The 26,741-nt window shown below is 58.9% G+C and carries 21 protein-coding genes; 6 read left to right on the top strand and 15 right to left on the bottom strand.

Going from position 1 to position 26,741, the window contains the following annotated elements:
* Positions 1-22 precede the first annotated feature (22 nt).
* From flgE to flgB, 4 genes are all read right to left on the bottom strand, one after another.
* Entirely contained in the window at positions 23-1,351 is a 1,329-nt protein-coding gene (flgE, locus tag HNQ50_RS21330) for a flagellar hook protein FlgE (RefSeq protein WP_184103423.1), read from the bottom strand.
* Between the two features lie 103 nt (positions 1,352-1,454).
* Positions 1,455-2,183, bottom strand: coding sequence for a flagellar hook assembly protein FlgD (locus HNQ50_RS21325; RefSeq protein WP_184103420.1), 729 nt, complete (start codon positions 2,181-2,183; stop codon positions 1,455-1,457).
* Between the two features lie 29 nt (positions 2,184-2,212).
* Entirely contained in the window at positions 2,213-2,620 is a 408-nt protein-coding gene (flgC, locus tag HNQ50_RS21320; RefSeq protein WP_184103417.1) for a flagellar basal body rod protein FlgC, read from the bottom strand.
* Positions 2,621-2,638: 18 nt separating this feature from the next.
* Positions 2,639-3,058 (bottom strand): flagellar basal body rod protein FlgB, encoded by a 420-nt coding sequence (flgB, locus tag HNQ50_RS21315; protein ID WP_184103414.1) that lies wholly within the window; start codon positions 3,056-3,058, stop codon positions 2,639-2,641.
* A gap of 47 nt (positions 3,059-3,105) precedes the next feature.
* Between flgB and HNQ50_RS21310 the strand changes: the two genes are divergently transcribed.
* Positions 3,106-3,432 (top strand): hypothetical protein, encoded by a 327-nt coding sequence (locus HNQ50_RS21310; RefSeq protein WP_184103411.1) that lies wholly within the window; start codon positions 3,106-3,108, stop codon positions 3,430-3,432.
* A gap of 40 nt (positions 3,433-3,472) precedes the next feature.
* Complete coding sequence (locus HNQ50_RS21305) at positions 3,473-4,054, top strand: bactofilin family protein (protein WP_184103408.1); 582 nt, start codon at positions 3,473-3,475, stop codon at positions 4,052-4,054.
* A 466-nt stretch (positions 4,055-4,520) separates the two neighbouring features.
* Here HNQ50_RS21305 and bioB read toward each other — a convergent pair whose 3' ends face one another.
* Complete coding sequence (gene bioB / locus HNQ50_RS21300; RefSeq protein WP_184103405.1) at positions 4,521-5,516, bottom strand: biotin synthase BioB; 996 nt, start codon at positions 5,514-5,516, stop codon at positions 4,521-4,523.
* 103 nt (positions 5,517-5,619) lie between these two features.
* Here bioB and HNQ50_RS21295 point away from each other — a divergent pair, with 103 nt between their 5' ends.
* A complete protein-coding gene (locus HNQ50_RS21295) occupies positions 5,620-6,276 on the top strand; it encodes a ComF family protein (protein ID WP_184103402.1) in 657 nt (218 codons plus the stop codon).
* 207 nt (positions 6,277-6,483) lie between these two features.
* Here HNQ50_RS21295 and HNQ50_RS21290 read toward each other — a convergent pair whose 3' ends face one another.
* The 10 genes from HNQ50_RS21290 to HNQ50_RS21245 all read right to left on the bottom strand — a co-directional run bounded on the left by HNQ50_RS21290 (position 6,484) and on the right by HNQ50_RS21245 (position 24,741).
* The gene (locus HNQ50_RS21290) at positions 6,484-7,704 is read right to left on the bottom strand and encodes an SGNH/GDSL hydrolase family protein (protein WP_184103399.1); all 1,221 of its coding nucleotides are present in this window, start codon (positions 7,702-7,704) and stop codon (positions 6,484-6,486) included.
* A 272-nt stretch (positions 7,705-7,976) separates the two neighbouring features.
* The gene (locus tag HNQ50_RS21285) at positions 7,977-11,822 is read right to left on the bottom strand and encodes a translocation/assembly module TamB domain-containing protein (RefSeq protein WP_184103395.1); all 3,846 of its coding nucleotides are present in this window, start codon (positions 11,820-11,822) and stop codon (positions 7,977-7,979) included.
* A gap of 2 nt (positions 11,823-11,824) precedes the next feature.
* Positions 11,825-13,594 (bottom strand): autotransporter assembly complex protein TamA, encoded by a 1,770-nt coding sequence (locus HNQ50_RS21280; protein WP_184103392.1) that lies wholly within the window; start codon positions 13,592-13,594, stop codon positions 11,825-11,827.
* Positions 13,595-14,377: 783 nt separating this feature from the next.
* Positions 14,378-14,965 (bottom strand): chalcone isomerase family protein, encoded by a 588-nt coding sequence (locus HNQ50_RS21275; protein ID WP_184103389.1) that lies wholly within the window; start codon positions 14,963-14,965, stop codon positions 14,378-14,380.
* Positions 14,966-15,237: 272 nt separating this feature from the next.
* Positions 15,238-16,443: an acetyl-CoA C-acyltransferase gene (locus HNQ50_RS21270; protein ID WP_184103386.1), complete on the bottom strand. Its 1,206-nt coding sequence runs from the start codon at positions 16,441-16,443 to the stop codon at positions 15,238-15,240.
* Between the two features lie 159 nt (positions 16,444-16,602).
* Positions 16,603-18,975, bottom strand: coding sequence for a 3-hydroxyacyl-CoA dehydrogenase/enoyl-CoA hydratase family protein (locus tag HNQ50_RS21265; protein ID WP_184103383.1), 2,373 nt, complete (start codon positions 18,973-18,975; stop codon positions 16,603-16,605).
* A gap of 87 nt (positions 18,976-19,062) precedes the next feature.
* Positions 19,063-20,589, bottom strand: a complete 1,527-nt coding sequence (locus HNQ50_RS21260) for an OmpP1/FadL family transporter (RefSeq protein ID WP_184103380.1) — start codon at positions 20,587-20,589, stop codon at positions 19,063-19,065.
* A 275-nt stretch (positions 20,590-20,864) separates the two neighbouring features.
* The gene (locus tag HNQ50_RS21255) at positions 20,865-23,321 is read right to left on the bottom strand and encodes an acyl-CoA dehydrogenase (protein WP_184103377.1); all 2,457 of its coding nucleotides are present in this window, start codon (positions 23,319-23,321) and stop codon (positions 20,865-20,867) included.
* Between the two features lie 13 nt (positions 23,322-23,334).
* Positions 23,335-24,006 carry a TetR/AcrR family transcriptional regulator gene (locus HNQ50_RS21250; protein ID WP_184103374.1) on the bottom strand — a complete coding sequence of 224 codons (672 nt, stop codon included), beginning with the start codon at positions 24,004-24,006 and terminating at the stop codon, positions 23,335-23,337.
* 321 nt (positions 24,007-24,327) lie between these two features.
* Positions 24,328-24,741, bottom strand: a complete 414-nt coding sequence (locus tag HNQ50_RS21245) for a YchJ family protein (protein ID WP_308419194.1) — start codon at positions 24,739-24,741, stop codon at positions 24,328-24,330.
* A gap of 112 nt (positions 24,742-24,853) precedes the next feature.
* Between HNQ50_RS21245 and HNQ50_RS21240 the strand changes: the two genes are divergently transcribed.
* Genes HNQ50_RS21240 through HNQ50_RS21230 form a run of 3 tightly spaced genes read left to right on the top strand, consistent with a single transcriptional unit; the run spans position 24,854 to position 26,731 of the window.
* Complete coding sequence (locus HNQ50_RS21240; protein WP_184103368.1) at positions 24,854-25,531, top strand: HAD family hydrolase; 678 nt, start codon at positions 24,854-24,856, stop codon at positions 25,529-25,531.
* Between the two features lie 37 nt (positions 25,532-25,568).
* Entirely contained in the window at positions 25,569-26,366 is a 798-nt protein-coding gene (locus HNQ50_RS21235) for a CHAD domain-containing protein (RefSeq protein ID WP_184103365.1), read from the top strand.
* Positions 26,363-26,731 (top strand): Hpt domain-containing protein, encoded by a 369-nt coding sequence (locus HNQ50_RS21230; protein WP_184103362.1) that lies wholly within the window; start codon positions 26,363-26,365, stop codon positions 26,729-26,731. Before HNQ50_RS21235 ends, HNQ50_RS21230 begins: the two co-directional genes overlap by 4 nt.
* Positions 26,732-26,741 lie beyond the last annotated feature (10 nt).

Here is a 26,741-nt window from a genome sequence, read left to right as displayed (position 1 = left end):
CGGTCAAACCCCGAAAAACGGATTAACCCAGGTTCACGATGGTTTGCAGGATGGTGTCCTGCGCCTTGATCGTCTGGGCATTGGCCTGATAGTTGCGCTGCGCGGTAATCAGGTTGACCAGTTCGGAGGTCAGATCGACGTTGGAATCTTCCACCGCGGACGATTGCAGCGAACCAAGACTACCCGTACCCGGATCACCCACAGTCGGCTGGCCGGAAGCAAAAGTCTGCGACCAGCGATTGTCACCGAGCGGCTGCAGACCCTGCACGTTGGTAAAGTTGGCCAGCACAATCTGGCCGACCGTCTTGGTCTGGCCGTTGGAATAACTCCCCTGGATCACGCCATCCTTGCCAATGCTCATGCCGGTCAGCGTGCCGTCGGCATAACCATCCTGGTTGAGCGCGTTCACCACAAACGGGCTGCCGTACTGGGTGGAGTTCGGGAAGCTGACGTTAAAGGCAAACGGGCTGGTCGCGCCGTTCGGGGCGGTCAGCGTGGTGCTGAAGGTAAACCCGGACACATTGGATGCCGCGGTGCCGGTCAAGGGATCGGTCGGCACGGTGGTGGCGTCCAGGGTCCCGCTACCGGTGTACATCAGATAGCCATTGGTGCCGGCCGGCGAACCCGTCGTGGTAGGCGTGCCACCGTCAAACGAGGTTTGCACTTCCCACTGGTTGGTGGCGACCTTGGTGAAGTAGAACGTCAGGTTGTGCGATACGCCCTGTGCGTCGTATACCTGTGCGGTGGTCGAACTGGTAAAGGTGGTCGGGTCGGTCACATTCAACGGGCCGATACCGGTCGGCGGGGCAGCGCGGTTGATGATCGGCGCCGCAGCGTTCACGTTCATCTGACCCACTTGCAGACCCGCGTTGGACGTACCGGATGAACCGGTAGCGCGCGCGCCGATATTTCCGACGGTGATCTGCAACGGCACCGGGTTACCGCCCTTGAGCAGTTGGCCGCTGTTTGGATCAACCCCCCAACCCGTCAGACGCTGGCCATCGTTAACGATGTAGCCCTGGTTATCGAGCTGGAACTGGCCGTTACGGCTGTAAGAGATAGTGCCCGAGGTATCGGACATGCGGAAAAAACCGTTACCGGTAATGGCCACATCCAGCGGATTGCTGGTGCTTTCCACGTTACCCTGACCGAACTGCTGGGCGATATCCATCACCCGTGCGCCAATCCCCGCCACATTGGACGAAGAGGCAAAGGTCGAAGCGTAGATATCCGCAAATTCGGCACGCGAATCCTTGAAACCCACGGTGTTGGCGTTAGCGATGTTGTTGCCGATGACGTCCAGGTTCTTGGACGCTGCATTCAAACCGCTCAGACCTTGCTGGAAACCCATATTTACCCTCCCGGCAATCCTTGCCGCTATTGCGGCAATTCATGCCTGCCCTCCCCGGGCAGATTATTCGTTAGTTCGTTGATGTTGCGACGTTTGCTGCCGGTCAGGTAGAAGAACTGGAAGACGTGCTGGCCGCCCCGCTCACCTGGGTGACATCACTCAGGTTCACGGTCGTCCCGTTAGCCAGCACCACTTGTACGTTACTGCCATTAAGAATCACGCTGGATGCGGTTTGCCAGCCATCCACCGTCAGTGCAGTCTGGGTGCCGGACGCATCCACACCCTGGGCGACGATGGCGTAATTGCCAGCCGGCGCCTTGGTGCCATCAGCCAGTGTGCCGTCCCAGTTGATCGGATTGGCCTGGCCGGCGGTCGGCGTGGTGGTCATCTGGTCAACAATCTTGCCGGTAGACAGCGAAACCACCGACACCTGCATCTGGGTCGTCCCGGCCGGCACGCTGACCGACGCTTGCAGGTTGTTGGTGCCGTCATAAGCCCAGGACTTGGTCGGTGCCATCACCTGCTTGCCGATCAGCGAGGCCGATTGCAACGCCTGGCTGGAATTAAACAGCGACGACATGGAGCTCATGGTGGAGTTCAGTTGCTGCAACCCGCTCACCGTGCTGATCTGCGCCAATTGCGAGGTCATCTGGGAGTTATCCATCGGGTTGGTCGGATCCTGGTTCTGCAACTGCGCGACCAGGAGCTTCATGAACTGATCCTGCATGGCCTGCGCACTACCGCTGGCGCCGCTGCTGCTGGACGAGCCACTCAGCGCAGAGTTCAGTGCGCCGAAGTTGATCCCGGAGCCGTTGTTTACTGAAGTCGTCATGATGCTATTCCCTCAAGCCGGGTTATCAATTAGCTCGAACCCAGCTGCAACGTGCGCTGCATCAGGGTCTTGGCAGTGTTCATCACATCGGCATTGGTCTGATAAGACCGCGATGCCGACAACATATTGGTCATTTCTTCCACGACATCCACATTGGGCATGGCGACATAACCATTGGCATCGGCCACCGGGTTACGCGGGTCATACACCAATTTGGGCGGTGCCTGGTCTTCCACCACTTGCGCCACCTTCACGCCCACACCACCGGCCGGGCCCACCGGCGTAGCCTGGAACACCACTTGTTTGGCGCGGTACGGCTGGCCGTTGGAGCTGGTGGTCGATTCCGCGTTGGCCAGATTGCTCGCCACGGCATTCAGGCGCATGGACTGCGCCTGCATGGCCGAAGCCGAAATATCAAAGGTACTGAACAGAGACATGGTCAGACAGCTCCGCTATCAGGACGAGGTAGAAGACAGCGCAGTCCGGTAGGTCGTCATCCGGTTCTGCATGAATGTAATGGCCGCTTCGTAGCGCAGCGTGTTGTCGGCGAAATCACGCATTTCAGACGTCATATCTACCGTGTTGCCATCAATGGATGGCTGTACTTCACCGCGATATTGCAGTTTGGGGGAAAGCGCATCCGCCGCGCTGGCACCGGCGGGTTGCATATGGCGGGCATCGGTGGTGTGCAACGCGCCGCCAGACTGCTGAGCCGCCAGTGCGTTATTGAACGCTGACGAAAAATCAAAATCGCGCGCTTTGTATTGCGGCGTATCGGCGTTGGCGATATTGGACGACAACACTTCCTGACGGTAATCGCGCAACTTCATCGCGGTTTGTTGTGTCTGGAAGTAACTGTCCAGTGCGTTCATCATGATTCCGGGCTTCCCCACGTGTGACTGCAATCACAAAAGCAGGAAGCATGCCAGAATTCAACACCTTGATTTACAAGGATTTTGTTTTTATGCGGAATATGCCGACGGCAAGTTTTGCCGGTTCTATCCGCCCCACATTACCCCCCCGCCCCCGCTATTGCCGCCCAACCCCGTCGCCCATCGACGACAGGCCCAAACACCTGTTTTCACAGGGCCTGCCGGCAAACGCGCTGCCAGCGCGACGCCAGACAGCGACACGCGCTGTCACAAATATGCCGCAATACCTTACAAGAAAACCGCAACACCTTGTTTATGAACGATTTATCAAACATGGCACGGCAATTGCAGTAAAGGGCCAGACGCGGAAATCCTGATATTTCGCGCATTTGATGACGTCATTCCCAAGGAGTACCCATGTTCTCGTCCAAACAGCAAAGCCCGATCCTCAACCGTAACCAGGGTGTGCTGGGCAACCGCAACAACCAGCCCTCACCCACCCATGCAGAACCGGGCAGCAACCACGCCAGTGCAACAGATGGCCTGCGGGCGGAACATGTACCGGTTAGCGTCCAGGCTGAAACCAAAGCCCCCGCTGCCCCGCAGGCGCCGGCCGATCACGGCGGCAATCGCCTGATTGTCGGCCCGGACGTCAAATTGCGCGGCGCGGAAATTCTCGACTGCGATACGCTGGTGGTCGAAGGCCGGGTCGAAGCCACCATGGATAGCCGCGTCATCCGCATTGCCGAAGGCGGTTCTTTCTCTGGCAAAGTCAGTATTGATGTGGCCGAAGTACACGGCACGTTTGATGGCGAACTGACCGCACGTGAACAACTGATCATCCACGCCACCGGCCGCGTCAAAGGCACCATTCGTTATGGCAAGCTGTTGATTGAATCTGGCGGCACCATCTCTGGCGAAATTGAATCCATCTCCGACGCTCGCCAGGAGAAACCGACCGTGTCATCCAACATTACCCGGCTGGCAGCAGCGGGCTAATGCGGTTTCCGGATTTTTCCGGATGAGAGAAAACCGGCCCCTGTTTTGCATGGGCCGGTTTTTTAATAGCCAGACGCGGGCCAACGGCCACGACCTGTTTAGCAGGTATTCCACTGACTCGTCATTCCTGCCTTGAGTCGGAATCCAGCCGCAGCGCGCACGCGCTTTTTGGTGAATCCGGAGTCAAACCATGATCTACCGGAGTGCCGTAGCCCGGATGGAGGCCAACGGCCGGGAATCCGGGGTAGCGACAGAGGAAAAGAACACACCCCGACACCCATTGTCACCCCGGATTGCCGCTGCCCCGCTGCAACGGCCATCCGAAACGCTCAGCGGTTTTGTGGGGGCACCCGCCGAGGGCGTGCTTCATCCGGGCTACGGCATGGCTTTGCGCGCTCACCACAACCAACAACAAAAAAGGGCCGACCCATGTCGTCCCTTTTTGTTGTTTAACCGCAGCCGCCGATTACAACGGTTTGATATCCAGCTTCTCAAACAAGGCCCGGTCGCGCGTCACATCCGGGTTACCCGTGGTCAACAATTTGTCGCCATAGAAAATGGAATTGGCCCCGGCCATAAAGCACAAAGCTTGCATGGCTTCCGGCATTTGCTGGCGGCCGGCGGACAAGCGCACATAGCTTTGCGGCATGGTAATGCGCGCTACTGCAATGGTGCGGACAAACTCGGTCCAGTCCAGCGGATCAGTACCGTGCAGGGGCGTGCCTTCCACTTGCACCAGGTTGTTGATGGGTACGGATTCCGGTTGCGGGTCCAGGTTAGCCAGCTGCGTAATCAGGCCCGCACGCTGTTCGCGGGTTTCGCCCATGCCAACAATACCGCCGGTACACACATGAATACCGGCCTTGCGCACCTTGCCCAGCGTATCCAGGCGGTCGTCGTACTGGCGGGTAGAGACGATATCGCCGTATTTCTCTGGCGCGGTGTCCAGGTTGTGGTTGTAGTAATCCAGACCGCTGTCACGCAGTTGTTCGGCCTGCCCTTCCTTGAGCATGCCCAGCGTGGCACAGGTTTCCAGACCCAGCGCTTTGACGCCGGCAATCATCTTTTTGACTTCATCCAGATCGCGCTGCTTGGGGCCGCGCCAGGCGGCGCCCATACAGAAGCGGCTGGCCCCGTTTTCACGGGCAATGCGCGCCACATCGATCACTTCGTCAGCGCTCATCATGGCTTCGTTATCCACGCCGGTGTGATACCGCGCGGCTTGCGGACAGTAACCACAATCTTCGCTACAGCCGCCGGTTTTTACCGACAACAGCGTGGACAGTTGCACGCGATTGGGGTCGAAGTGTTCACGGTGGGCTTGCTGCGCGCGGAACAACAGATCGTTGAACGGCAGATTGAGCAGCGCTTCAACATCGGCGGCATCCCAGGCCTGGGTTTCTGGATGCGGCTCCAGCTTTTTGAAGGTCACAGGTTGCGTTAACGCAGCAGGATGATTCATGGCTTTCCCTAAGCTAGATGGTTGATTGCATTTTGGTAGGGAGGCATCTCAATTGTCAAATTATCAGATCAATTTTTTGAACAAACTACAAAACTCAGTCCGCATGCTGTTGCCACCGGCGCAATGCATATTGTGCGGTCAGGCGGCACGCTCGGGTCTGTGCCCCGCCTGCCAGCAAGACCTGCCCTGGCTGAATCAGGCGGTTTGTCCGCGTTGCGCCATGCCCTCGGCCCTGCCCGCAGATTGTCCCCAGTGCCAGCACAACCCACCCGCGTTCAACCAGACCGTGGCTGCATTTAGCTATGAAGGCTGGCTGGCCCGTTGCATCCCTGCGGGCAAGTTTTCTGGTCGCTGGAGTCTGTTTACCTTGCTGGCACAGACCTCAGCCCACCGGTTCGAGGGCGTTGCACGGCCGGACTACCTTGTTCCGGTGCCGTTGCACGGGGCCCGCTGGCGCGAACGGGGTTTCAATCAAAGTGCCCTGCTGGCGCAGATCTGGGGCCGCCATCTGCAAGTGCCGTTGAGTGCGGGCTGGCTGGACCGCGTGCGCGATACCGGGCACCAACTACGGCTGGATCTGGACGCTCGCCAGCGCAACATGCGGCGCGCCTTTGTCACCACGCCAACTGTGGCCGGGACCCATATTGCGCTGGTGGACGATGTGATGACATCCGGCGCCACCTTGCACGTGGCGGCCCGCACGTTATTGCGCGCGGGCGTGCGCAGGGTGGATGCCTGGGTGCTGGCACGCACCCTCTAGGCCGGCGGCCATAACGCGCCAATGAACACCACTGTCCTGGGCAACCGTTTCACCCGCCCCGTAGGGGGCAGCAGCGGTCAGCAATCCCGGCAAGAGGCGGTGCGCGCCGTTCACTCAGCCGTCTTTTGGTGAGGCAAAAAAAAGCGCAGCTTGTGGCTGCGCTTTTCTGGGCACTGGCAGGTAAGCCCGCGCCGGATGGGTATGGATTTACTTCGGAATGGAAGCCTGAATCTGCTGGATCACGGCCTGAGCCCAGATCTTGTGAGCACCGTTGGTGGGGTGCACGTAGTCAGCAAACAGGTAGTTGCTGTCAGTAGCGCCAGACACCAGGGTGGCTTGCGTGCAGATCAGCGAAGTCAGCGTGGTCGGATCACCTGCGGTGGTTTCCGAGTTACATGCCGGCGAAGAGACGTTGATCATGCCGTAGGTGGCTGGCGAAGCTTGCACACTCTTGAGCAGCGCATTGGCATCAAACGTGATGATCTTGGTACTGGCAATCCCTGCCGCCACTTCCTGGTTGTAGGCCGTGACCATGGCAGTAATCAGCGTAGGTACGTACTGCACCGTCGGCAGCAGCCCCAGCGCCTGACCACCGGTCGCGTTCAATTGCGCGGTGATGGCTTGTTGCAGGAAGCCGGCAAACGGTGTCGCGCCAATGTCCGGCACGTTGGCATAGACCACATTGGTCGCGCCGCCGTTCGGCAGACGTTGCAGCTGGGCCACCATATTGTCTGCAGTGGCCTTGCCCAGGGCGGTAACACTGGCCGTGGCGGCTGTCAGACTGCTAGTAGTGGCGATCGAGGTCAGCAGCGGTACAACATTGGTGTTGGCATTCTGGAAGTAATTCAGAATATCGTTGGCACCGCCGTTGATCAGCACCAGTTGGTGTGCGTTAAAGCCGCTCTTGGCCCCCAGGTATGTATCAATCTGGGTTTTCACGGACAGCGCAGTGGCTTCTTGCAGTGGCACGGTATGACCGCTGACGGTCGTGTTCACGACACCGCCACCTGTGGCATCAGTCTGTACCGTTGCGCCACCCTGGGCGTAGTCCGTACCGCCCAGGGTAACCACCTGACCCGGACCGCCCAGACTGGTTGGCAGACCAAAATCCACGCGCTCATACGGTTGCAGGTAGAAGTTGTAATTGAGGGCCACGTAAGAGGTCCACGGTGCGCCCGGCTTGGTCGTGAAAGCCAGACCCGGAGACGGCGGCGTGGGACCGGCGGTGGTCAAGGAAATTGTGGTGGGGTTGTAGGTGCCTACGTCATTCAGGCTGTCACCGAACACAACCACTTGCTGGATATTGGCCTGGGCCTGGTTGGCGTTGTTGCTGTCAAAGTCATGACCACCATCACTGCCACCACCACAAGCGGCCAGCAATACGGCTGCTGCCAGCGCCGACAGTGCGCCGATTCCATTTGTGCGCATGCGCATCTCCTTCCTTAATTATTCGTTTGTTTGACTTGCCAGCCAGCACTCGCCGGCACCCCGAGCGGAACGGGGCACAGAGTGTACCTGATTTGTAGTGCTTTATTTCGTACTACATGGTGCAGCGTAATAATCCCGCAACAGGCCTAACAATAAGCATTTTCAGCAAGCCGGCCGTTTAAACCGGCCGGCTGTCGCGGCGATGCACCAAAGAAGGGAAAAACCCGCCGTCAGGCGGCGGCGGGCAAGGCGGTAACCCGCGCCAATACTGGTTACCAGGGGACTTTATCGAAAGAGATATTGTAGGTGGCGTCCAGCGTACTTTCGTAGGCGCCAAAGCGGGTCACCAGTGACCAGTTGCGTGAAAGCCGCAGTGTGAGCTTGATGGCGTCTTCCAGCCCGTCCAGACTCTTGTCGAAGGCAATGGAAACCTTGTCGGTCAGGCGCTTGCCGATCGAGACAATCTGCGTGGTCGTGCCATCGGCATGCTTGTCGGTGCTCATGCCCACTTCATCAATCCCGATGCTACCCAGGAGTTCCTGCGAGAACCCCTCTCCGGATGAACTTCCGCCCAGCAAGCCATTCAGGGCCTGCACCATCACGGCCGCATCGCCCTTGTCCATGCTGTCTGTACCGTGACCAAACAACAGCCAGGCCAGCTTCTCGTTATCCGGCACGGCGGGTTCCGAATACAGCGTGACGCGCGGTGAACTGGCCGTGCCCTTGACCGAGACCCCAGCTTCTACCGACAACCCACGCCGCATGGCCAGGATATCCAGACCCGGGTTATCCAGCGGACCAGAGAACGACAAGACGCCCCGCTCAATCGACAAGTTCTGGCCGTAGGCGGCGTATTTGCCGTCTTCCACGCTCACCGTGCCATGGGCCGACAAAGACTGGTTGGGGCTGGCACGCAAGCGCAACGCACCGGTCAGACGGGCATCCAGCCCGTAGCCCTTGAAGGTGAAGTCATCGCCCAGGTCCACGTCAAACTGCAGGGCCGCCAGCGGCACGTTGGCCTTGTCTTCCCGCTGCGGCGCTCCCGTCAGGACAACGTCATCAGACAGATGCGGCTCACCCGCTGCCTGGTAACGCACCAGACCATGATCTGCCCGCATATTGCCCTTGACCGAAATCCCGTCTTTGTCATAGCCGACCAGGCCCTTGCCCGAGACGATCAGTTGCATGTCCGGCTTGTTGATCAGGGTCAGGCGATCGGCCGTGATATTGGCCTCGGCATGCGGGCCTTCCTTGCCAATATCCATCGTCCCGTCGGCGCGCAAGGTGCCTTGCCCGCCGTGGAACTCAAACTGTTTGAGCGTAAGCCGGTTATCCAGCATCGACAAATGAACCGTGCCCTCGCGCAGCGTCAAGCCGGTAGCCGTATCGCGGATATCCAGATTCTGCCCGTCGACCTGACCGGAGATTCTGGGTTCTTCCAGCGAGCCCGTGCGATGGACTTCAAAACGCACCGCCCCGGCCAGCGCAATATTGCTACTGATCAGCGGGGCAATCTTGTCCAGCTTTTCAATATTGCCCACGGCGTTAAAGGCCAGCGGTGCGCCCGGCGCAATGCGTTTGTCGTGCCAGTCTATCTGTGTGTTGCCATCCAGATTGATGGTGCCAAAGCGCTCGCTGGAGACCAGACCGGACAAGGCGATGCGCGATTGTCTGGCATCGGCGCGAACGTGCAACGCGCTAAGCGTAAACGCCTGCGGCGCGCCACCACTTTGCAGGCGGATGTCGCCGGAGTCTCGCTGCAATTCCACAAAACCATCCAGCACATCTGCGCCAGTCAGATCCCAGCGACCCGACAACAGCATATCGCTGCTCAGGTTTTTGACCCCGGCCAGCACCAGATAATCCGACAACGGCGCTTTTTGCAGTTCGCCCGCAGTACTGAGGCGGCTGCCATTCATATCCAGGCGCGCAATATGAATCTGCCCGTTGCCCACTTTCAGCCGGGTATCGGCCAGTGCGACGCGCTCCGTGCCGGCGGTCAGCATGGTCGGCGCCATCAGTTCGACCTTGAGCGGGCCTTGCGCCAGCAGCCGTTCAATGCGGCCTTGCCATGTCCACTGTGCGTCCAGTCCGCCGCTGGCGGCAAAGTCCGCCGAAACCGGTTGCTGCTGATATTTGCCCTGCATCGCCAGCGTGACGTGATGCTGCCCGCGCGTGCCTTCCAGGTTGAATTTGAGGTTGCTGACGCTGGCATCAAAACCGGTCGCGTTCATCAGTTCGACATCTGCGTGGATGGGACTGTTGAGATCGGCAAACAACCGGGCATCGACCCGTGCCTCTTCCACCTGCACGCCAAACGGTGTTTTCAAGCCATGCGCGGCCAGCTTGCCCTGGATTTCCGGCCGTTTGAACCCCCCGCGCAAGCTGGCATCGCCATTGACCGTGCCGGCAAAACCCTGGCCGATATCGGCCAGATGAGGTGCCTCTATATGCAGATTAAGTTGATCTGCCGGCGCGCCCAGTGCGCCCTTGGCATCGACCCGATTGGTGCCCAGTTGCAGCCACAAGCCCGGCGTCACCATGCGTTTGGCATCCAGCCTGGCCTCACCCTGACCGGCCAGCGGCTGACCGCTGAACATACTGTTGACCAGCTTGTATTGCACTTGCCCTTGCCAGGTGGGTTGCAACTGGCCCGACGCGGAAAAATCCCCGCTGATGCTACCCACGGGCGCAGCGACATATTCGGCCGGGTTCACTTTGGCGAACTTGCCGGTGGCCTTGAAGTCTTGTTTGCCATCCAGCGCAAACTCGCCTGCCAGCGCGACGCTGGCGGCACCCCGGGTCAAATCCAGTTTGCGGATCGCCAACCGGCGCTCTTTGGCTGGATTAATCCAGCCCAGATCGACATTGGCGGACGCCCGGTAGCGGGTATCCGTCAACCTGGCCAGCACATCGGGTGCTTTGTATGGGCCGGACAGCGCGATATCCCCTGACAAACGCGTCGGGGGTTGGCGCTTGATCAGGCTGGCAATGTCCAGCGCATCGAGCTTGAAGGTCGCATTCAACTTGTCCTGGCGGAACTCGCCTTTGCCGGTCACTTTGGCGCCGCCCAGCAAGCGTGCTTCAAAACTCAGCAAGTCCAGCCGGTCATTGGTGACGGTAAAGCTGGAACTCAGGTCCGTCAGCGGAATGGCCTCTTCATCCAGCGTAGCCGCCGCACTATTGCTGATCACCAGGGTGCCGTCAGCGCGATCTTTGGCCCGTGGTACCAGCGTCATCTGTGCCGAGAGCGAGGCCTGCGGCAAGCTACCCATCAGTTGCTTCGGGTTTACCCGTTCTGCCGTCAGACGCAATTCGCGCAGCATGGTGTAGCTGTAATCGGCAAAGACATCGGCCCGCAACGACACGCTGGCCTGCGCAATTTCGCCTTGCAACCGGCCTTGCACTTCCAGATCACGCAGATTGTGATTCAGTTGCAAACCGGCCTGGACGTTTTTGCCATCCAGATGCCCATGGAACTGCAATTGGCCCACGGTCTTGAAGGGGGCATCCCCATCCAGTTGCAGATCACCTTCGACGCTGCCGCGCGGCGTCAACAGTTGGGAGAGTTTGAGTTGATGCAACTCGCCATCGCTGTGCAGGCTGGCTTTCAGACTGGTAAAGATCAGCGGCGTATCCACAATTTCCAGCCGCGCCAGTTGCAGTTGATCCAAACGGATGGCGATCGGCAAATCAAGGCTGGTCGGCGGCGGCGATGCCGGCTTGTTGGGTGGTTGCGGTTTGCTGGTAATGCGCACAGAACCCACATCCAGCGCGTCAATCCCCACCCGCTCGTAGATGAGTTCTTGCGGGCGCCAGGAGAGATCAATCCGGTCCACCGTCACATGGACCTCTGGCGTATCGACCACCAGATCGTTCACCACCAGGTTGCTATAGAGCGAGCCTTGCAGTTTGCCGATGCGCACCATGCCGGTGGCATTAGCCTTTTGCAAAATCCACGCATGCCCGGCCTCGGTATCCAGCCACCAGAGCGCGCCCGCCAATACCAGCGCCAGCCCCACCAGCAGCCAGAATGGACCGCGCCAGAACCAGTGCAACCAGTGATGGCGCTTTTTGACGGGCGCTGGCGATGGGGTCTGGTCTTGAATGTCGTCCATGCTCAGAACGCCAGCCCCATGGCAAAGTGAAAGCGCCACTGACTCTCGGTCAGGCCATAAGCAATATCCGCCCCGATCGAGCCCACCGGGCTGATCCAGCGCGCGCCCACGCCTACGCCGGTATGACCTTGCCAAGTCTGCCAGGTATCCGCCGCATCACCATAATCAGCAAACACCGCACCGCGCCAGGCTTTGTACACCGGGTGCTGGTATTCCACACTGCTGGTCGCCAGCACGCGGCCCGGGTTCACCGTGCCATCATCCGCTTTCACACCCAGGCTTTGATAATCGTAACCGCGCACGCTGCCTGCGCCACCGGCCCGGAACAACCAGTCGGTAGGCACTTCGGCGGCGGTACGGGCAAAGGTCTGCCCCGCTTCCAGACGGCCGAGGAAAATACCCTCCTCGCCCACTGGCCAGTACAACGCGCCCTTGCTGTAGAGCCGCACAAAGGTCTGCGTGGACAAAATATCGCCAGAGGCCCCGCCGCCTTCCACTTGCCAGATCGTGCCTTTGTGCGGGTCGCGCTGGTTATCCAGATCACGGCGTATCCATTGATAGTTCAGCGTCAGCGAATGCGGGTGATCAATATTGCCGTCACCGGAATCCCGGCGTTCAACCAGGTATTCCAGGGTGAGCGTGCGATCAATATTGCGATCGCTCACCGTGCGTGAGACACCGCCCTTGTAGCTGGTGGTCGACAAACCCTGCACGACACTATGGTCGCCGGTGAAATAAATCTTGTGGGAGTAACCATCCGGCTGCTTGGGGAAAGACAGATCAGTGGTCAGCGACTGTTCCAGCCCCTCGTACACCGCCTTGGTATTCCAGACCCAGCCGCGATCCGCAATATTGTTATAGCGGTAGTCCACCTGCCCGCGATAACGCGTGTTGGTACTGTAACCGGCCGCCAGGCCCAGCTTTTGCAGCGGCGCTTCCTGCACGGCAATATCGATTGGCGCGTTGTAGGGAGGGGTGTTGTCCAGTTGGGCATCCACCACCGCCGTGCCAATCTGCGGCATTTCTTGCAGATCGGTTTGCAGGTTGAGGATTTCATAGCGGCGGTACTCGTCGCCCTCAGTCAGGTGAACCTGATCGCGCACGATTTTTTCCGGGTAGCGCTGCATGCCGCTGATTTTCACCGGCCCATAGTGATAAGCCGGTCCGCTATCAATCACCAGCGTGAGATCAACGTGCAGCTTGTCTTCCGACACCAGCGCTTCGCTCTGGCTGATGCGCGCGCCGGCGTAACGGCGGACCAGCAGGCCGTTGAGCATGGTGCGTTTGTAGAGATCCCAGTCCGACTGGGTAAAGATGTCGCCGGTTGCCAGCGGCGGCTTGCGCGCCAGCCGTGCCAGCAAGGCGTCGCGATAAGTGGCGTCATCATTAACGGGGCCGGTCAGCCGCAGGTCCACCTTGCGCACTTCAATTTCCGGGCCGGGGTCAACGGTGACAAAGACGTGGTAGCTATCGCCTTCTGGCTGCATGCGCGCCTGGATATCCGGCTTGAAATAGCCTTCGGTATTGAGCAAGGAAGTGGCGTCTTGCGGGGTGCGATCCACCGCGGCCTGCAGTTCATCGACGGACAAACCTTTCTGGCTGCGCCATTTATAGACGTCCAGATAGGACTTGAGCAGATCGCTGACCTCGCCCGGTGCGGTGAGGTCGATCTTGTAACTATCTATTTTTTGCGGCTCTGGCTCGGATGCCAAGGCCGCCTGTAAAAACAGGGCGACAAGGCACAGGCAGAGAAAGCGCACCGGCAAGGACATTGATGGAAGGCAGAAGGCAACAAATCAAGCCGCTACTCTACAGAACTGTGTCCTTGCGGTGAATCAGAAACATTACAAATCCACAGTAAAAAAGCGCAAATCGTGGCTGATTTGAGAATTACAGATGCCAAAAGCATGGGAAATGCCGGAAAACAGGCAAAAAAACAGCCCGGGACATAAACCACCAGGGGCGGTCATGTTCCACGGGCATCAGAGGATGGAGGAGTCGATAAAGCTAAGCGGCTCGCGCCGCAGTATTTAAGCCTAGGAGAGCTTAAAACCGGTTTTGCACCAGAGGCATCAGCCTCTGCGCAAGGTTGTCAGATCAACGCGGGCACTGCATTGATTGCCAACCGTGAGACTTGACCATCAAGCGGCTGATCCGTTGAGCGTTTTTCATCATCAGGTTGAAAGTACGCATTTCCATCTCCTTGTGAATCTGGAACTTCGGTGGATCCGGCTTGTGGCTCGGCATGGACAAATAGTACCCCGACTACAAAACTGGTGCAAGCATTTTCGTAGAATTACTACGTAATAACTTCGTAACATCGAGGAATAAAGCTACGCATATTTCATTATTTATACATAAATATCATGTACTTAGTATGTTGCAAAACGTAAAACAGCCTAAGAAAAAAGACGTAGCCAAACTACGGAAATAAGTGATACACCTCACTACGCACTATGGCGGAGCATTCAAAGCATCCTTGAGGTGCATCAATGCACAGGCAAGAAAAAAGGAGGCCAAAGCCTCCTTTTTTGATGGGTTGATTGCCGGAGTCGTTACTCTGCCTTCCCCAGCAATGCCGCCTTCAGATTGTCCTGTACCGGCTTGGGTCCCAGCCAGATCGACAGCATGGCCGCGGCAAAATCATCCCCGGCAATCAGCGGATACGCCTTGCCGCGCACGGACACTTTGGTACCCTGCCCCGGAATGAAATCCAGCGTGATCAGATCGCCCTTCTCCACCGATTTGACCTCATTGAAGATTTTTTCCAGCGCGCCAATACGCGGCTTGAGTGCGGCAAGCTGCGCATCGGTCACGTTGGCGGTCAGCCCTTCCACAAAGGATTCATGCATGGTCGAGGCAGAGACGCTGCGCACCATATGCAATTCCATACGGCGCGGCGTCGTTGCATTGACGACGGCGGCAGCATCACCCGTTTTGCTGGCGGTATACAGCGCGGCCACATAAACGCTGAAAATCAGCTTCTTGCGCATGCCCGCGCCATCCAGTTGCAGGCTCTGGCCACCGACGTCTGCATGATCAGCCACCGTCTGGCCAGAGACCTCGACCGCCAGCGCTTGCGCGCCACCCAGTGTCAGTGCGGCGGCCAGGGCCAGCGTTGCAATGCGTGATTGTTTGATCATCGTGTACGTTCCTTATCTTTGTTTTGTTCTGATGTGCTGCGGCTGACATTTCAAGAACGGCGGGCAAAAAAAACCCGCAGTGTCAGACCGCGGGTACAAAAGGCAGAGCGTGAAGAAAACGGTAAAACCGACCCGTAACGATGGCGGCGACCTGTGCAGGACAAAGTTGCAGGGCGAACGGGGCCAGACGCTGGCCGCAGCCAGCATCCTTTGCCGTTTTGATCCCTTGCAACCTCACGCCGGTTGCCTCATCGCTGCGGGCCTTCCAACAATTACAGCGCCTGGATAATGCCGGCAGCACCCATACCGGTGCCGATGCACATGGTGACCATGCCGTATTTACCGGCCATGCCTTCGCGGCGCATGCCATGAACCAGCGTGGCCGCACGGATCGCACCGGTTGCACCCAGCGGGTGACCCAGGGCAATGGCGCCCCCTTGCGGGTTGACGTTGGCGGACTCCAGACCCAGATCACGAATCACCGCCAGTGCTTGTGCGGCAAAGGCTTCGTTCAGTTCGATCCAGGCCAGATCGTCTTTGCTCAGACCGGCGTTACGCAGTGCGGCCGGGATGGCTTCTTTCGGGCCGATCCCCATGATTTCCGGCGGTACGCCCTTGACCGCGAAACTCACGTAACGCGCCAGCGGCGTCAGGTTGTATTCCTTGAGGATGCGTTCTGACACCAGAATCAACGCGCCAGCGCCGTCAGACATCTGCGAGCTGTTACCGGCCGTGACCGAGCCCTTGGCGGCAAACACGGTCTTGAGTTTGGCCAGGCCTTCCAGGCTGGTATCGCGACGCGGGCCTTCGTCTGTGGTCAGCGTTTTCTTGATCAGTTCTACTTCACCGGTGGCCAGATTGGGCACGCGGTACGTCACTTCCAGCGGAGTGATTTCATCGCTGAACTTGCCGGCCTCAATGGCGGCCAGCGCACGGCGGTGAGATTCGACCGCAAACGCGTCCTGATCTTCGCGGCTGACGTTCCATTGGTTGGCGACCTTTTCTGCGGTCAGACCCATACCGTAGGCAATGCCCAGGTTTTCGTCCTTGGCAAAGATTTCCGGGTTCAGTGCGACCTTGTTACCCATCATCGGCACCATGGACATGCTTTCCGTGCCGGCGGCAATCATGATGTCGGCTTCGCCAGTGCGGATGCGGTCAGCGGCCATTTGTACGGCGTTGATGCCGGACGAGCAGAAGCGGTTGATGGTGACGCCGCCGACCGTATTGGGCAGGCCAGCCAGCAGCACGCCAATACGGGCGATGTTCATGCCCTGTTCGGCTTCTGGCATGGCGCAACCCACGACGGCATCTTCAATGCGCGACGGGTCCAGATTGGGCACCTGGGCCAGCGCGCCCTTGATGACGTGGGCCAGCATGTCGTCCGGACGCACATGACGCATCATGCCGCGCGGGGCCTTGCCTACCGGCGTGCGGGTCGCAGCAACAATGTAGGCTTCTTGAACTTGTTTGCTCATGGGGAACTCCTGTGAGGAGTGAGGGGTGAGGTGTGAGGGGAAAACCCACGCTGTGCACCGGCACCATCACTTCGCTTCAATATTCAGTCTTGTTCGCAAGGAGCAAGGGACTGGAGCAAGGACACACCTCACTCCTCCCCCCTCACTCCTCACACGCAATCAGTTGCGCAAAGGCTTGTTGTTTTCGAGCATGTACATGATGCGTTCCTGGGTCTTGCCCTTCTTCAACAGCCCCATGAAGCGCTCACGTTCCAGCTTGAGAATCCATTCTTCATCCACCGGCGTACCGGCTTCGACGTCACCCCCGCTCACCACATCAGCGATCTGGCAACCAATGAAGTAGTCGTACTTGCTGATGAAACCGCCTTCGAGCATGTTCACCAACTGACCGCGAATGGTGGCGGCACCGCTGCGCCCCATCACCGGGAACGCCTTGGGCTTGATCGGGGCCTTGTAGTTGGCATCAGCCAGCGCGCGCACTTGCGACTGGGCCACGTGCAGGATTTCGTTGGCGTTGAACACGATGATGTCGGACTCGCGCAGGTAGCCGATTTCTTTGGCTTCTTCTGCCGAAGTACCGACCTTGGCCATCGCCATGGCCATGTAGTAGTCCTTCAAGCTGGCCAGGATGTCGCCGCCCTTGGCTTCGCGAGCGGCGCGCAGGGCAAACTCCTTGCAACCACCACCAGCCGGCAGCAGGCCGACGCCTACTTCCACCAGGCCCACATAGGTTTCCAGCGCAGCCACCACGCGGGCGCAATGCATCAGGAATTCGCAACCGCCGCCAAACGCATAACCTTGCGCCGCGCCAACCACCGGTACCTGGCTGTACTTGATGGTCATCGAGGTCTTCTGGAACTCGTGCACCATGTTTTCGATCGAGGCAAAGTCACCGGTCATGAAGGCCGGGCCCATGCTGGCCAGATCGGCGCCCACCGAGAACGGTGCTTCCGGATGCCAGATCACCAGACCGGGGAAGCGTTCTTCGGCAATCTTGACGGCCTTTTGCACGCCAGCCAGCACATCCGGACCCACGCAATGGGCTTTGGTCTTGAAGGTCAGTACCGGTACGTCGTCGCCAGCACGCAGCCACATGCGCACGCCGTCGTTTTCGAACACGGTTTCGCCGTAGTTGGGTTCGGCATCGCCAAACACGGTTGGCGGGTAAATCTGGCGCTGGTACACCGGCAGACTGGAGGTCGGCTTGAGGCTGTTGTCAGCGGCGCTGTAGCTGCCTTGTGGCGTGTGTACACCATCGCGCTGGGCCACCCAGGCCGGCAACGCGGCGCTGCTCATGGTCTTGCCTGCGGCGATGTCTTCGTTAATGGCGGCGGCAATGGCTTTCCAGCCAGCGGCTTGCCACATTTCAAACGGGCCTTGCTTCCAGCCGAAACCCCAGCGAATGGCAAAGTCCACATCACGGGCACAACCGGCAATGTCGCCCAGCCAGTAGGCAATGTATTGCCATACATCGCGCATACAAGCCCACAGGAACTGGGCTTCCGGGTGCGCGGAGGCGCGCAGCGCGGCAAAGCGCTCGGCCGGGTCGGCAATCTTGAGGATGGCTTTGACTTCGTCGCTGCCCTTCTGGCCGGAGGCCACGTACTCGCCCGCTTTCGGGTCCAGTACCAGGATGTCCTTGCCTTCTTTCTTGTAGATACCAGCGCGGGTCTTCTGGCCCAGCGCGCCCTTCTCGATCAGTGCCTGCATCCATGCCGGTGCCTGATAGTGGCTGTGCCACGGGTCGTTCGGCAGGTTGTCGGTCATGGTCTTGACCACGTGGGCGAAGGTATCCAGGCCCACCACGTCAGCGGTACGGAATGTCGCGGACTTGGGGCGGCCCAGGCGCGGGCCGGTCAGGTCGTCCACCACATCAAAACGGATGCCGAAGCGTTCGGCGTGATGAATCGTCGCCAGCATGGAGAACACACCAATACGGTTGGCGATGAAGTTAGGCGTGTCTTTGGCGCGAACCACGCCCTTGCCCAGACGCGTCACCAGGAAAGTCTCCAGGGCGTCCAGTTGTGCGCCAGCGGTATGCGCGGTCGGGATCAGCTCGACCAGATACATGTAGCGCGGCGGATTAAAGAAGTGAATACCGCAGAAGCGATCACGCAGTTCTGCCGGTACACCTTCAGCCAGCTTGCCAATGGACAAGCCGGAGGTATTGGTCGCCAGGATGGCATGCGCTGCCAGATGCGGGGCAATTTTGGCGTAAAGGTCAAGTTTCCAGTCCAGACGTTCGGCGATCGCTTCGATCACCAGATCACAGCTGGCCAGTTGTTCCAGATCGGTGCCGTAGTTGGCCATGGCAACGTGTTCAGCGCGGGCTGCGCTGGAAAACGGCGCTGGCTTGAGCTTTTTCAGATTGTCGATTGCCTTTTTGACGATGCCGTTGGCGTCGCCCTCTTTGGCCGGCAAATCAAAAAGCACGGTATCAATACCCGCGTTCACCAGGTGAGCGGCAATCTGCGCACCCATCACCCCGGCGCCAAGTACGGCAACGCGGCGAATGTTGGCTGTCTGGACCATAAGAAATATATCCCCAATAGAACCGGGCCCGTGGATAGGCCCTGAACAGGCCGACACGGTGGCAAGCCACCATGTCGGCCCACCTCGTTAGAAGTGGTAGTTCATCTGCGCGCCAAGAATGTTGGCGTTGCTGGTGAAATCTGCCACCGTGGTCGTACCGCTGCCCGTGCAGCTGGGCAGCACGCAGCCTTCGTTATTGTTCATGTGGGCATCCTGGATATTTACGTAGGTGTAGGCCACATCAACCGAAAGGTCGCGCGTAAAGGCATAGTTAAAGCCGATCGAATACCAGATGCGGTTGTTATCCGGCAGTGCGGCAATACGGTAGGTATCGCTCGGCACTGGCGACTGGTCGTACGCCATACCGAAACGCAGCTGGAACGGGTCGCTCCACTGGTAGGTTGCACCCAGCGAATAACGATTGGTGTTCTTCCAGTTTTGCTGGATCACCGCATTGGGCAGACCGTTGTCGAACTGCAGGCTCAACTGGTCAAACTTGGAATGCCAAGTGTGCGTCCAGTCACCCATTACAGCCCATTTGTCATTGATTTTCTTGAAGAAGTTCAGCGACAGGGTGTCAGGCGTATCGACCGAAACCTTACCGTTGCCATCTTCAAATGCCGAGAACGCGCCTTGCACAGCGGTGTTCAGGGCCTTGTTCAGGATGGTGCCAGCAGTACCGAACTGGTTCAGGCCGTCCAGATTGAAGTTTTGCGGGTCATTCCAGTCGGCATCGCCCGAGAGGTTCTGGTGAATGCTGCTACGGTAAGCAGCACCAAAACGCAGGGTCGGGTCCACGTCGTACATCAGGCCGATGTTCCAGCCAAAGCCCCAGTCGGTGCCTTCGTAGGAAAGCTCGCCGTCATACTTCGGGTTGCCTTGCATGCTGGCAATGGCTGTCGGCAAGGCCGCCTGAACTTGCGCTGCTTGCGCGCTGGTCAACAGACCCTGGGCCACCATCTGGGTCACCAGGTTGGTGATCTGCGCCTGACCTGCCGGCGTGGACAACTGGGTTTGCAACGATTGCGCAGCCAGCGAACCGAAGTCAGCCTTCTTCTTGAACGAGGCATCCATGTACTGGGCGGATACACCAATACCCAGCGACAGATGGTCGTTGAACTTGTAGGCAAACGACGGGTTGAAGGTGTAAGTACGCATATCCAGGCGGGTGGAGTTGTAACGACCTACCCAACCGCTGTCGTACTTGACCGAGTCACCAAACGGCACAAAGAAGCCGATACCGGCAAACATCTGATCATTGATCTGATGGGTGTAGTACAGCTGCGGTACTGCAACGGCTTCAGTCGGATCGCCACCGTTATTACCCTGGACCGGCACACCATTGACGGTGCTGGAACTGGCGTTGGATACCTTGATGGAAGGATCAACCACCACCACGCCGCCTGCAATGTTGTCCCCTTGCAAATGCGTCATGCCAGCCGGGTTAAAAAACAGGACCGACGCATCTTTGGCTTCCGCGCCGTTGGCGTTGGCTACGCTTTGTGCGCTGATGCTTTGCACCCCAAAGCTGTAACCGGAAGCAAGGGCATGACCTGACAGTGCCACCAGCGAACCGGCACCAATCATGCGTAAAGCGCAGACCATCTTCTTCATCGTACTCTCCTTCAAACGCAGTTTTTGGCTGCGATCTTTTTGGGACCCGCCGCTCCTGGCGGGTTTTTCATCGGAGGCCTTGTAACGGCCTTCACTCAATTTCAGTCAAGCGTTTGATCAGTTTTTGAGGCTGAAAAAAACGACCTGCTGAATTTTTTATTCCGACTGGCCCGGCGGCAAGCCACCGGGCTCAAATACAACGGAGCCTTGACGTCAGAGCCTGTTCATGACTTTTCCCGGATATGTGCCCCCGGGAAAAGCCGCTCTGGTGTCGCTCAGAAGACCACGCGGGTGGTGACCTCCGGGTCCGGGTTGTTCAGTTGCTGATCAAAGTCGTCGACCATGATCACGGCGCGCTTGAGTTGGCGGGCACGCGTAATGGCGCTGAATTCTTCTTGCGTAATCAGACCCTTGCCCTGGGCATCGGCCAACTGGGCGTGAGAGGTCCAGCCCGATACCTGACCACCGCGCGCAGCCTTGCGCAGCTTGCCTTCGGCGGCTTCGGTGGCGATCACGGCCTTGAGTGCATGGTCCAGCACGCCCACCGGATCGGTCTCGGCGGTCGGCTTGTACATGTATTCGGTCAGGCGATCACGGCTGGCGGACGGCTCCATCAGCAGGCGTGCCACCTTGGTGCCAATGCTGTCAGACGCGGCACGCTGGGTCAGACCAAACGGGAACACCACGCGGCGCATCAACCAGGCCAGGGCACGGTTCGGATGGTTATTGAGGAAACCATCCAGTGCGGTCTGGCAGTCATACAGTGCAGTTTGGGCGGCCCACTGCACCAGCGGCAGGTCTTCTGCCGTGGCCCCTTCGTCCTGGTATTTCTTCAGCACGGCGGTGGCGATGTACAGGTTGGAGAGCGCATCACCCAGACGGGCCGACAGCTTTTCCTTGAATTTCAGGCTACCGCCCAGCGAGGCCATGCCCATATCGGCCACAAAGGCGAACGCGGAAGACATACGCATGGTGTTGCGATAGAACACGGACGTCGGGCCGGATTTCGGGCTGCCGGCAAAGCGGGCGCAAGTCAGACCCATCACCAGCGAACGCACCGCGTTGCTGATGGTGAAGCCAATGTGACCGATCACTGCGTTGTCAAATGCGGCGCCATCGTTGCTCATGGCGGCACGCAATTCTTTGAGCACGAACGGATGGCAGCGGATGGCGCCTTGCCCGAAGATGATCATCGAACGGGTCAGGATGTTGGCGCCTTCCACGGTGATGGCCACCGGAATGGCCTGGTAACCGTGCGCCAGGTAGTTGTTCGGGCCAATACACACGGCCTTGCCCGCGTGGACATCCATCGCATCGTTGATGGACTTACGCATGCGTTCGGTGTTGTGGTACTTCAGGATGCCAGAGAGGACGGACGGTTTTTCGCCCATATCCAGACCGGTCAGGGCCAGGCTTTGCGCGGCATCCATCTGGTAGGTAAAGCCACCAATCCGCGCCAGTGCTTCATCCACGCCTTCAAACTTGCCGATAGCCAGACCGAACTGGTTACGGATACGGGCATAGGCGCCAGTGGTGAAGGAAGAGAGCTTGCCAGAGGCGACGGACATGGCCGGCAGCGAGATGCAACGACCCACCGACAGACATTCCACCAGCATGCGCCAGCCCTGGCCGACGTAATCCTTGCCGCCGATGACCCAATCCATCGGAATGAACACGTCCTTGCCCCAGTTCGGGCCGTTCTGGAAGACCGACGTCCCAGGGTAGTGGCGACGACCAATGCTCACGCCTTCATGTTCAGTCGGGATCAGCGCGCAGGTAATGCCGATATCTTTCTTGTCGCCCAGCAGGCCGTCCGGGTCATACAACTTGAAGGCCAGGCCCAGGATGGTGGCAATCGGGCCCAGCGTGATGTAACGCTTTTCCCAGGACACGCGGATACCCAGCACGTCTTCATGACGCTCGCCAGTACGCGGATCGGTATAGCTGCCACGCGCAACGACGCCATAGTCAGGGATACCACCGGCATCAGAACCGGCTTCCGGACTGGTCAGCGCAAAGCACGGAATCTCGATGCCCTTGGCCAGACGCGGCAGGTAGTAATTCTTTTGTGCATCAGTGCCATAGTGCTGCAGCAACTCACCCGGACCGAGGGAGTTCGGCACCATGACCGTCACCGCTGCCGAACCGCTGCGGGTGGCAATCTTGGTCACAACACGGGCATGAGCAAGGTTGGAGAACTCTTTGCCGCCGTATTGTTTCTTGATGATCATGCCCAGGAAACCCTGGTCCTTGATGAACTGCCAGGCTTCGGGCGACAGATCTTTGGTGTCGTGCGTGATCTTCCAGTCATCCAGCATGGCGCACAACTGTTCGGTCGGGCCATCCAGGAAGGCTTGTTCTTCGGCCGTCAGCTTCGGTGCCGGAAAGCTGTGCAGACGGTCAAAGTCCGGCTTGCCGGAAAAGAGGTCACGATCCCACCACACCGTGCCGGCATCGACCGCTTCTTGCTCGGTCTGCGACATGGCCGGGGTGATTTTCTTGAAGATGGAGAACAACGGGCCGGTGATGAAAGCGCGGCGGAACGGCTTGATATTCAGTACGGCCAGTACAGCAATGATGACGGTCGCGACAATGACGTTCAGGCCATGCGTGGCCACACCATAAACCGTACCCAGCAAGATCAGCAGGGACGACAACCACAGCGGCGCGCGCAAGTACGCAACAGCCAGAAAAGCAATGAGGACAACAGCCACACAAATCAGCGCGGTCATGTCTTGATACTCCTTAGGAATTCGAGTTATTCAGGCTTGGATCAGCGGCGGGCGCGTCCAGACCTGCTACGACAAAAGGAACGAGCATGCGCGCGACCATTTGCGGGTCACGCGCATTGACAATGGGTTGCGCCATGAAAAGGCGCAGGACGTTGGTCCCGGCAAACGCGTTGAACATGGCGTTGGCCAGAAAGTGGAAACGCCAGTGAACTTCGGCGGCGGTCAGATGCGGCAGCGCACGGACCAGCGCATCGGTATAGCGACGGGTGAGTTCGCTGTAACGGCGCGGCATGCTTTCTTTCAGAACGGGGTGCGGTTCGACAAAGGTGCGGGCCAGCAAGCGCACAAACACAAGACCGCCCAGTGTGGTGTCCCGACCCAGTTCACAGGCGGCCGCCACAAAGGCTTCGACCACTTGTGCCGCGGCCGGCACGGTCACGGAACGCTCAAGGCGATCCAGATGCCCGACAAACAAGCGCACGAAAGGCTCGGCGCGACGCTCAAACACGGCTTTGAACAAACCGTCCTTGGAGCCGAAGTAATAGTTCACGGCTGCAATATTGACCCCGGCCGCTTGCGTGATCAGGCGCATGGAGGTGGCATCAAAACCATGCTCCACGAACAAGAGTTCCGCGGCATCAAGAATGCGGGTGGACGTTTCGACAGCCCGGATGGACTCGGCCATGTTGACTCCAGTGACGTAGCTTTGTTTTAGATATTTCAAACGTTTGTTTGAAATTAACGAAGCCCGACAACAAAGTCAATATTGGCAATCGAAAAAACCGGTCAGGGATTTCCCCGGTGCGCCAGGGTCCAGCATTGGCGCGGGTTGCGTAAAAGCACGCAGAAGCGGGGAAAACAGGGAAAAAGTTGTCAGAATGAAACAGTCTTGATTCAGGACAAGGTGGTTGCCGTGAGCAAGCACCCGTCATTTGCCCCAAAAACACGTAGAACTGAAATGAAGACTACATAAAATTGGGGGCCTGGCGCCCGCGCAGGATGAGGCTCAGGCGCCATCGACCTCGCCATCCAGGTAATACCAGCGTCCATCGGCCTCGCGCACAAAGCGGCTGGTTTCGTGCATGCGGTGCGCCCGGCCACCTACCTTGTAGCGGGCAACGAACTCCACCACGCCGCTCTCCCCTTCCATGCTGATAGAGGTGTGCTTGACCTCCAGGCCCAGCCACTTGATGTCGCCCTCCCCCGCAAAATCCATCTCCGCCGGCCGGGTCTGCTGTGCCCAGGTCTCCAGCAGGTACGGCCCCTGTTGCAGCACATACGCACTATAGCGGGAGCGCATCAGGTCTTCTGGGGTGGGTGCAGGCGTGCCGGTATGAAATACGCCGCAACAGGCGTCATAAGCGCGGGCGCAGCCGCAGGGGCAAGTTTGGGCAGAGGTCGCAACGGAGCGGGGTTTCACAGCAGCAGGCCAGAAAAAATGAACGGCCAGACAATACAGACAAATTTGTACGCTGTCCGCAAAGGGGTGGATCGGGTAGACTTACATCTTAATCAAATCAATTATTTACGTCATGTCTTTTCCCCCTTTGCAAGCCGCCATCTTTGATATGGATGGCTTGATGCTGGACACCGAGCGCATTGCCATTGATTGCTGGGCCAGCGCTGCACGTGAACTGGGTGTATCCATGCATGACAACGTGCCCTACGGCATGGTGGGCATGCATATGAGCAAAGTGCCGGCCTATCTCATTCAGGCCTTGGGCGCGGACGCTCCGGTGCAACAACTGATCGACGCCACCCACGCCTGCTATCTGCAAGCCACTGCCAAGGCCATTCCGCACCGCCCCGGTGTGATTGCCCTGCTGGACTGGCTGCGCGAGCACGGCATTGCCTGCGCTGTGGCGACGTCATCGCGCCGCAGCGTGGCCGAACATCATCTGCATGAAGCCGGCTTGTGGCCGTACTTTGAACTGGCCGTGTGTGGCGATGAGATCGAGCACCCCAAACCCGCGCCGGATATCTATATCAAAGCCGCCTCCAGCCTGGGACGGCTGCCGGCTGAATGCGTGGCATTTGAAGACTCCAATTTCGGCATTGCTGCTGCGCACAGCGCGGGTTGTCGCGCCATCATGGTGCCAGACCTGCGCCCGCCGACCGCAGAAACGCTGGCATTGGGCGTGCCGGTTGTGGCCTCCCTGACTGCGGCGCAACCGATTGTGGATCGCTGGTTGCGTCTGAACGCAGCCTGAAACGGCGGTCTTCTTTCAACCCAGAAGGAGCGGCAGTTTGGGCAAACGCAAGCAATGGTTCCGCCAGCAAGACAAGGCAGCAACTCACCTGGTCAAACTACATCGGCAGTTGCGTAAAAAGCCGGATGAAACGGCCTTGCACCAGTTTCGCATCGGCCTGCGCAGTTTGCGCATCCAGTTGTTTGCGCTCGCACCGCAACTCGAAGAGGCGCTGGCAAGCATGAAGGCCGCAGGCAACGCCACCAACGCCTTGCGTGACCGCGACGCCCTGCTCGGCTTGATTGTAGACTGGCCGCCTGAACTGACTGCACCACTGATCACACAGATCAACGCGGAAACACCCGCCCCTGAGGACGCCCCGACGATCCTGCGCCTCAAGGGGTTCGACAAAACCATGCGCCGTCTGCCATTGCTTTTGAAAAGACGCATGCCGGGCAAGCACCAGTTGCGCCAGCGTATTCGGCATAGCGCGCGCCAATTGCGCCATCAGTCCACCGCCCGGCTACAACAACTGACCCCGCAAACTGCACCAGAACGCTGGCACGACGCCCGCATCACGGTCAAGAAGCTGCGCTATTTGCACGAGCATCTGGCCACCTGGCTGCCAGGTCGCTGGCGCAATCTGGCCAGCGCAGCCAAACCGGCCCAAGAGGCTCTCGGGCAACTGCATGATCTGGATGTACTGGCTGCCGACTTTGGCAGCGGGTTTTCGCCCGCACTGACCGTATACTGGCAGGAACAACGCGCCCATGCCCTGGCCCGCGCCGATTCGACCGCACAGACCTTGCTGCACGCGCTGACCCACCAACCGCCCACCGCGAGCGCGCACACATGACCGGGCTTTCTGAATATTCGCGTACCGCCGCGCTGGAAATGGTCGCTGGCGACCCCGGTTTGCTCACCGAATTACTGGGCGTTTTTCTCGCTGACGTCCCGGCCCGTTTGCGGCTAATGGAAAACGCCGCCGCTGCCCAGGACCTGGCCACCCTCATGCACGAAGCCCACGCCATTAAAGGCGCCTGCGGCACCATCGCCGCTATGGGCAACCTGCAACACATGCAAGCGCTGGAACACGCCGCCCGTAACAACAACGGCGAGGCCGTGGCAGAACTATGGGTGGAAAGCCTGGAGCAGATGCACCTGTTGCTACAGGACCTGCATCTGGATTACGAAGCGCTCCGCCACACTCACCACCCTTGAGACCCTCAAA

Source organism: Silvimonas terrae (genome assembly GCF_014202765.1).
Lineage (GTDB): Bacteria > Pseudomonadota > Gammaproteobacteria > Burkholderiales > Chitinibacteraceae > Silvimonas > Silvimonas terrae.
This window is presented reverse-complemented; position numbering and strand designations above follow the sequence as displayed.

Excerpts from the sequence above, each read along its gene's own strand:
- flgE (WP_184103423.1), bottom strand. The coding sequence starts at position 1,351 with ATGGGTTTCCAGCAAGGTCTGAGCGGTTTGAATGCAGCGTCCAAGAAC.
- HNQ50_RS21325 (WP_184103420.1), bottom strand. The coding sequence starts at position 2,183 with ATGACGACTTCAGTAAACAACGGCTCCGGGATCAACTTCGGCGCACTG.
- flgC (WP_184103417.1), bottom strand. The coding sequence starts at position 2,620 with ATGTCTCTGTTCAGTACCTTTGATATTTCGGCTTCGGCCATGCAGGCG.
- flgB (WP_184103414.1), bottom strand. The coding sequence starts at position 3,058 with ATGATGAACGCACTGGACAGTTACTTCCAGACACAACAAACCGCGATG.
- HNQ50_RS21310 (WP_184103411.1), top strand. The coding sequence starts at position 3,106 with ATGCCAGAATTCAACACCTTGATTTACAAGGATTTTGTTTTTATGCGG.
- HNQ50_RS21305 (WP_184103408.1), top strand. The coding sequence starts at position 3,473 with ATGTTCTCGTCCAAACAGCAAAGCCCGATCCTCAACCGTAACCAGGGT.
- bioB (WP_184103405.1), bottom strand. The coding sequence starts at position 5,516 with ATGAATCATCCTGCTGCGTTAACGCAACCTGTGACCTTCAAAAAGCTG.
- HNQ50_RS21295 (WP_184103402.1), top strand. The coding sequence starts at position 5,620 with ATGCTGTTGCCACCGGCGCAATGCATATTGTGCGGTCAGGCGGCACGC.
- HNQ50_RS21290 (WP_184103399.1), bottom strand. The coding sequence starts at position 7,704 with ATGCGCACAAATGGAATCGGCGCACTGTCGGCGCTGGCAGCAGCCGTA.
- HNQ50_RS21285 (WP_184103395.1), bottom strand. The coding sequence starts at position 11,822 with ATGGACGACATTCAAGACCAGACCCCATCGCCAGCGCCCGTCAAAAAG.
- HNQ50_RS21280 (WP_184103392.1), bottom strand. The coding sequence starts at position 13,594 with ATGTCCTTGCCGGTGCGCTTTCTCTGCCTGTGCCTTGTCGCCCTGTTT.
- HNQ50_RS21275 (WP_184103389.1), bottom strand. The coding sequence starts at position 14,965 with ATGATCAAACAATCACGCATTGCAACGCTGGCCCTGGCCGCCGCACTG.
- HNQ50_RS21270 (WP_184103386.1), bottom strand. The coding sequence starts at position 16,443 with ATGAGCAAACAAGTTCAAGAAGCCTACATTGTTGCTGCGACCCGCACG.
- HNQ50_RS21265 (WP_184103383.1), bottom strand. The coding sequence starts at position 18,975 with ATGGTCCAGACAGCCAACATTCGCCGCGTTGCCGTACTTGGCGCCGGG.
- HNQ50_RS21260 (WP_184103380.1), bottom strand. The coding sequence starts at position 20,589 with ATGAAGAAGATGGTCTGCGCTTTACGCATGATTGGTGCCGGTTCGCTG.
- HNQ50_RS21255 (WP_184103377.1), bottom strand. The coding sequence starts at position 23,321 with ATGACCGCGCTGATTTGTGTGGCTGTTGTCCTCATTGCTTTTCTGGCT.
- HNQ50_RS21250 (WP_184103374.1), bottom strand. The coding sequence starts at position 24,006 with ATGGCCGAGTCCATCCGGGCTGTCGAAACGTCCACCCGCATTCTTGAT.
- HNQ50_RS21240 (WP_184103368.1), top strand. The coding sequence starts at position 24,854 with ATGTCTTTTCCCCCTTTGCAAGCCGCCATCTTTGATATGGATGGCTTG.
- HNQ50_RS21230 (WP_184103362.1), top strand. The coding sequence starts at position 26,363 with ATGACCGGGCTTTCTGAATATTCGCGTACCGCCGCGCTGGAAATGGTC.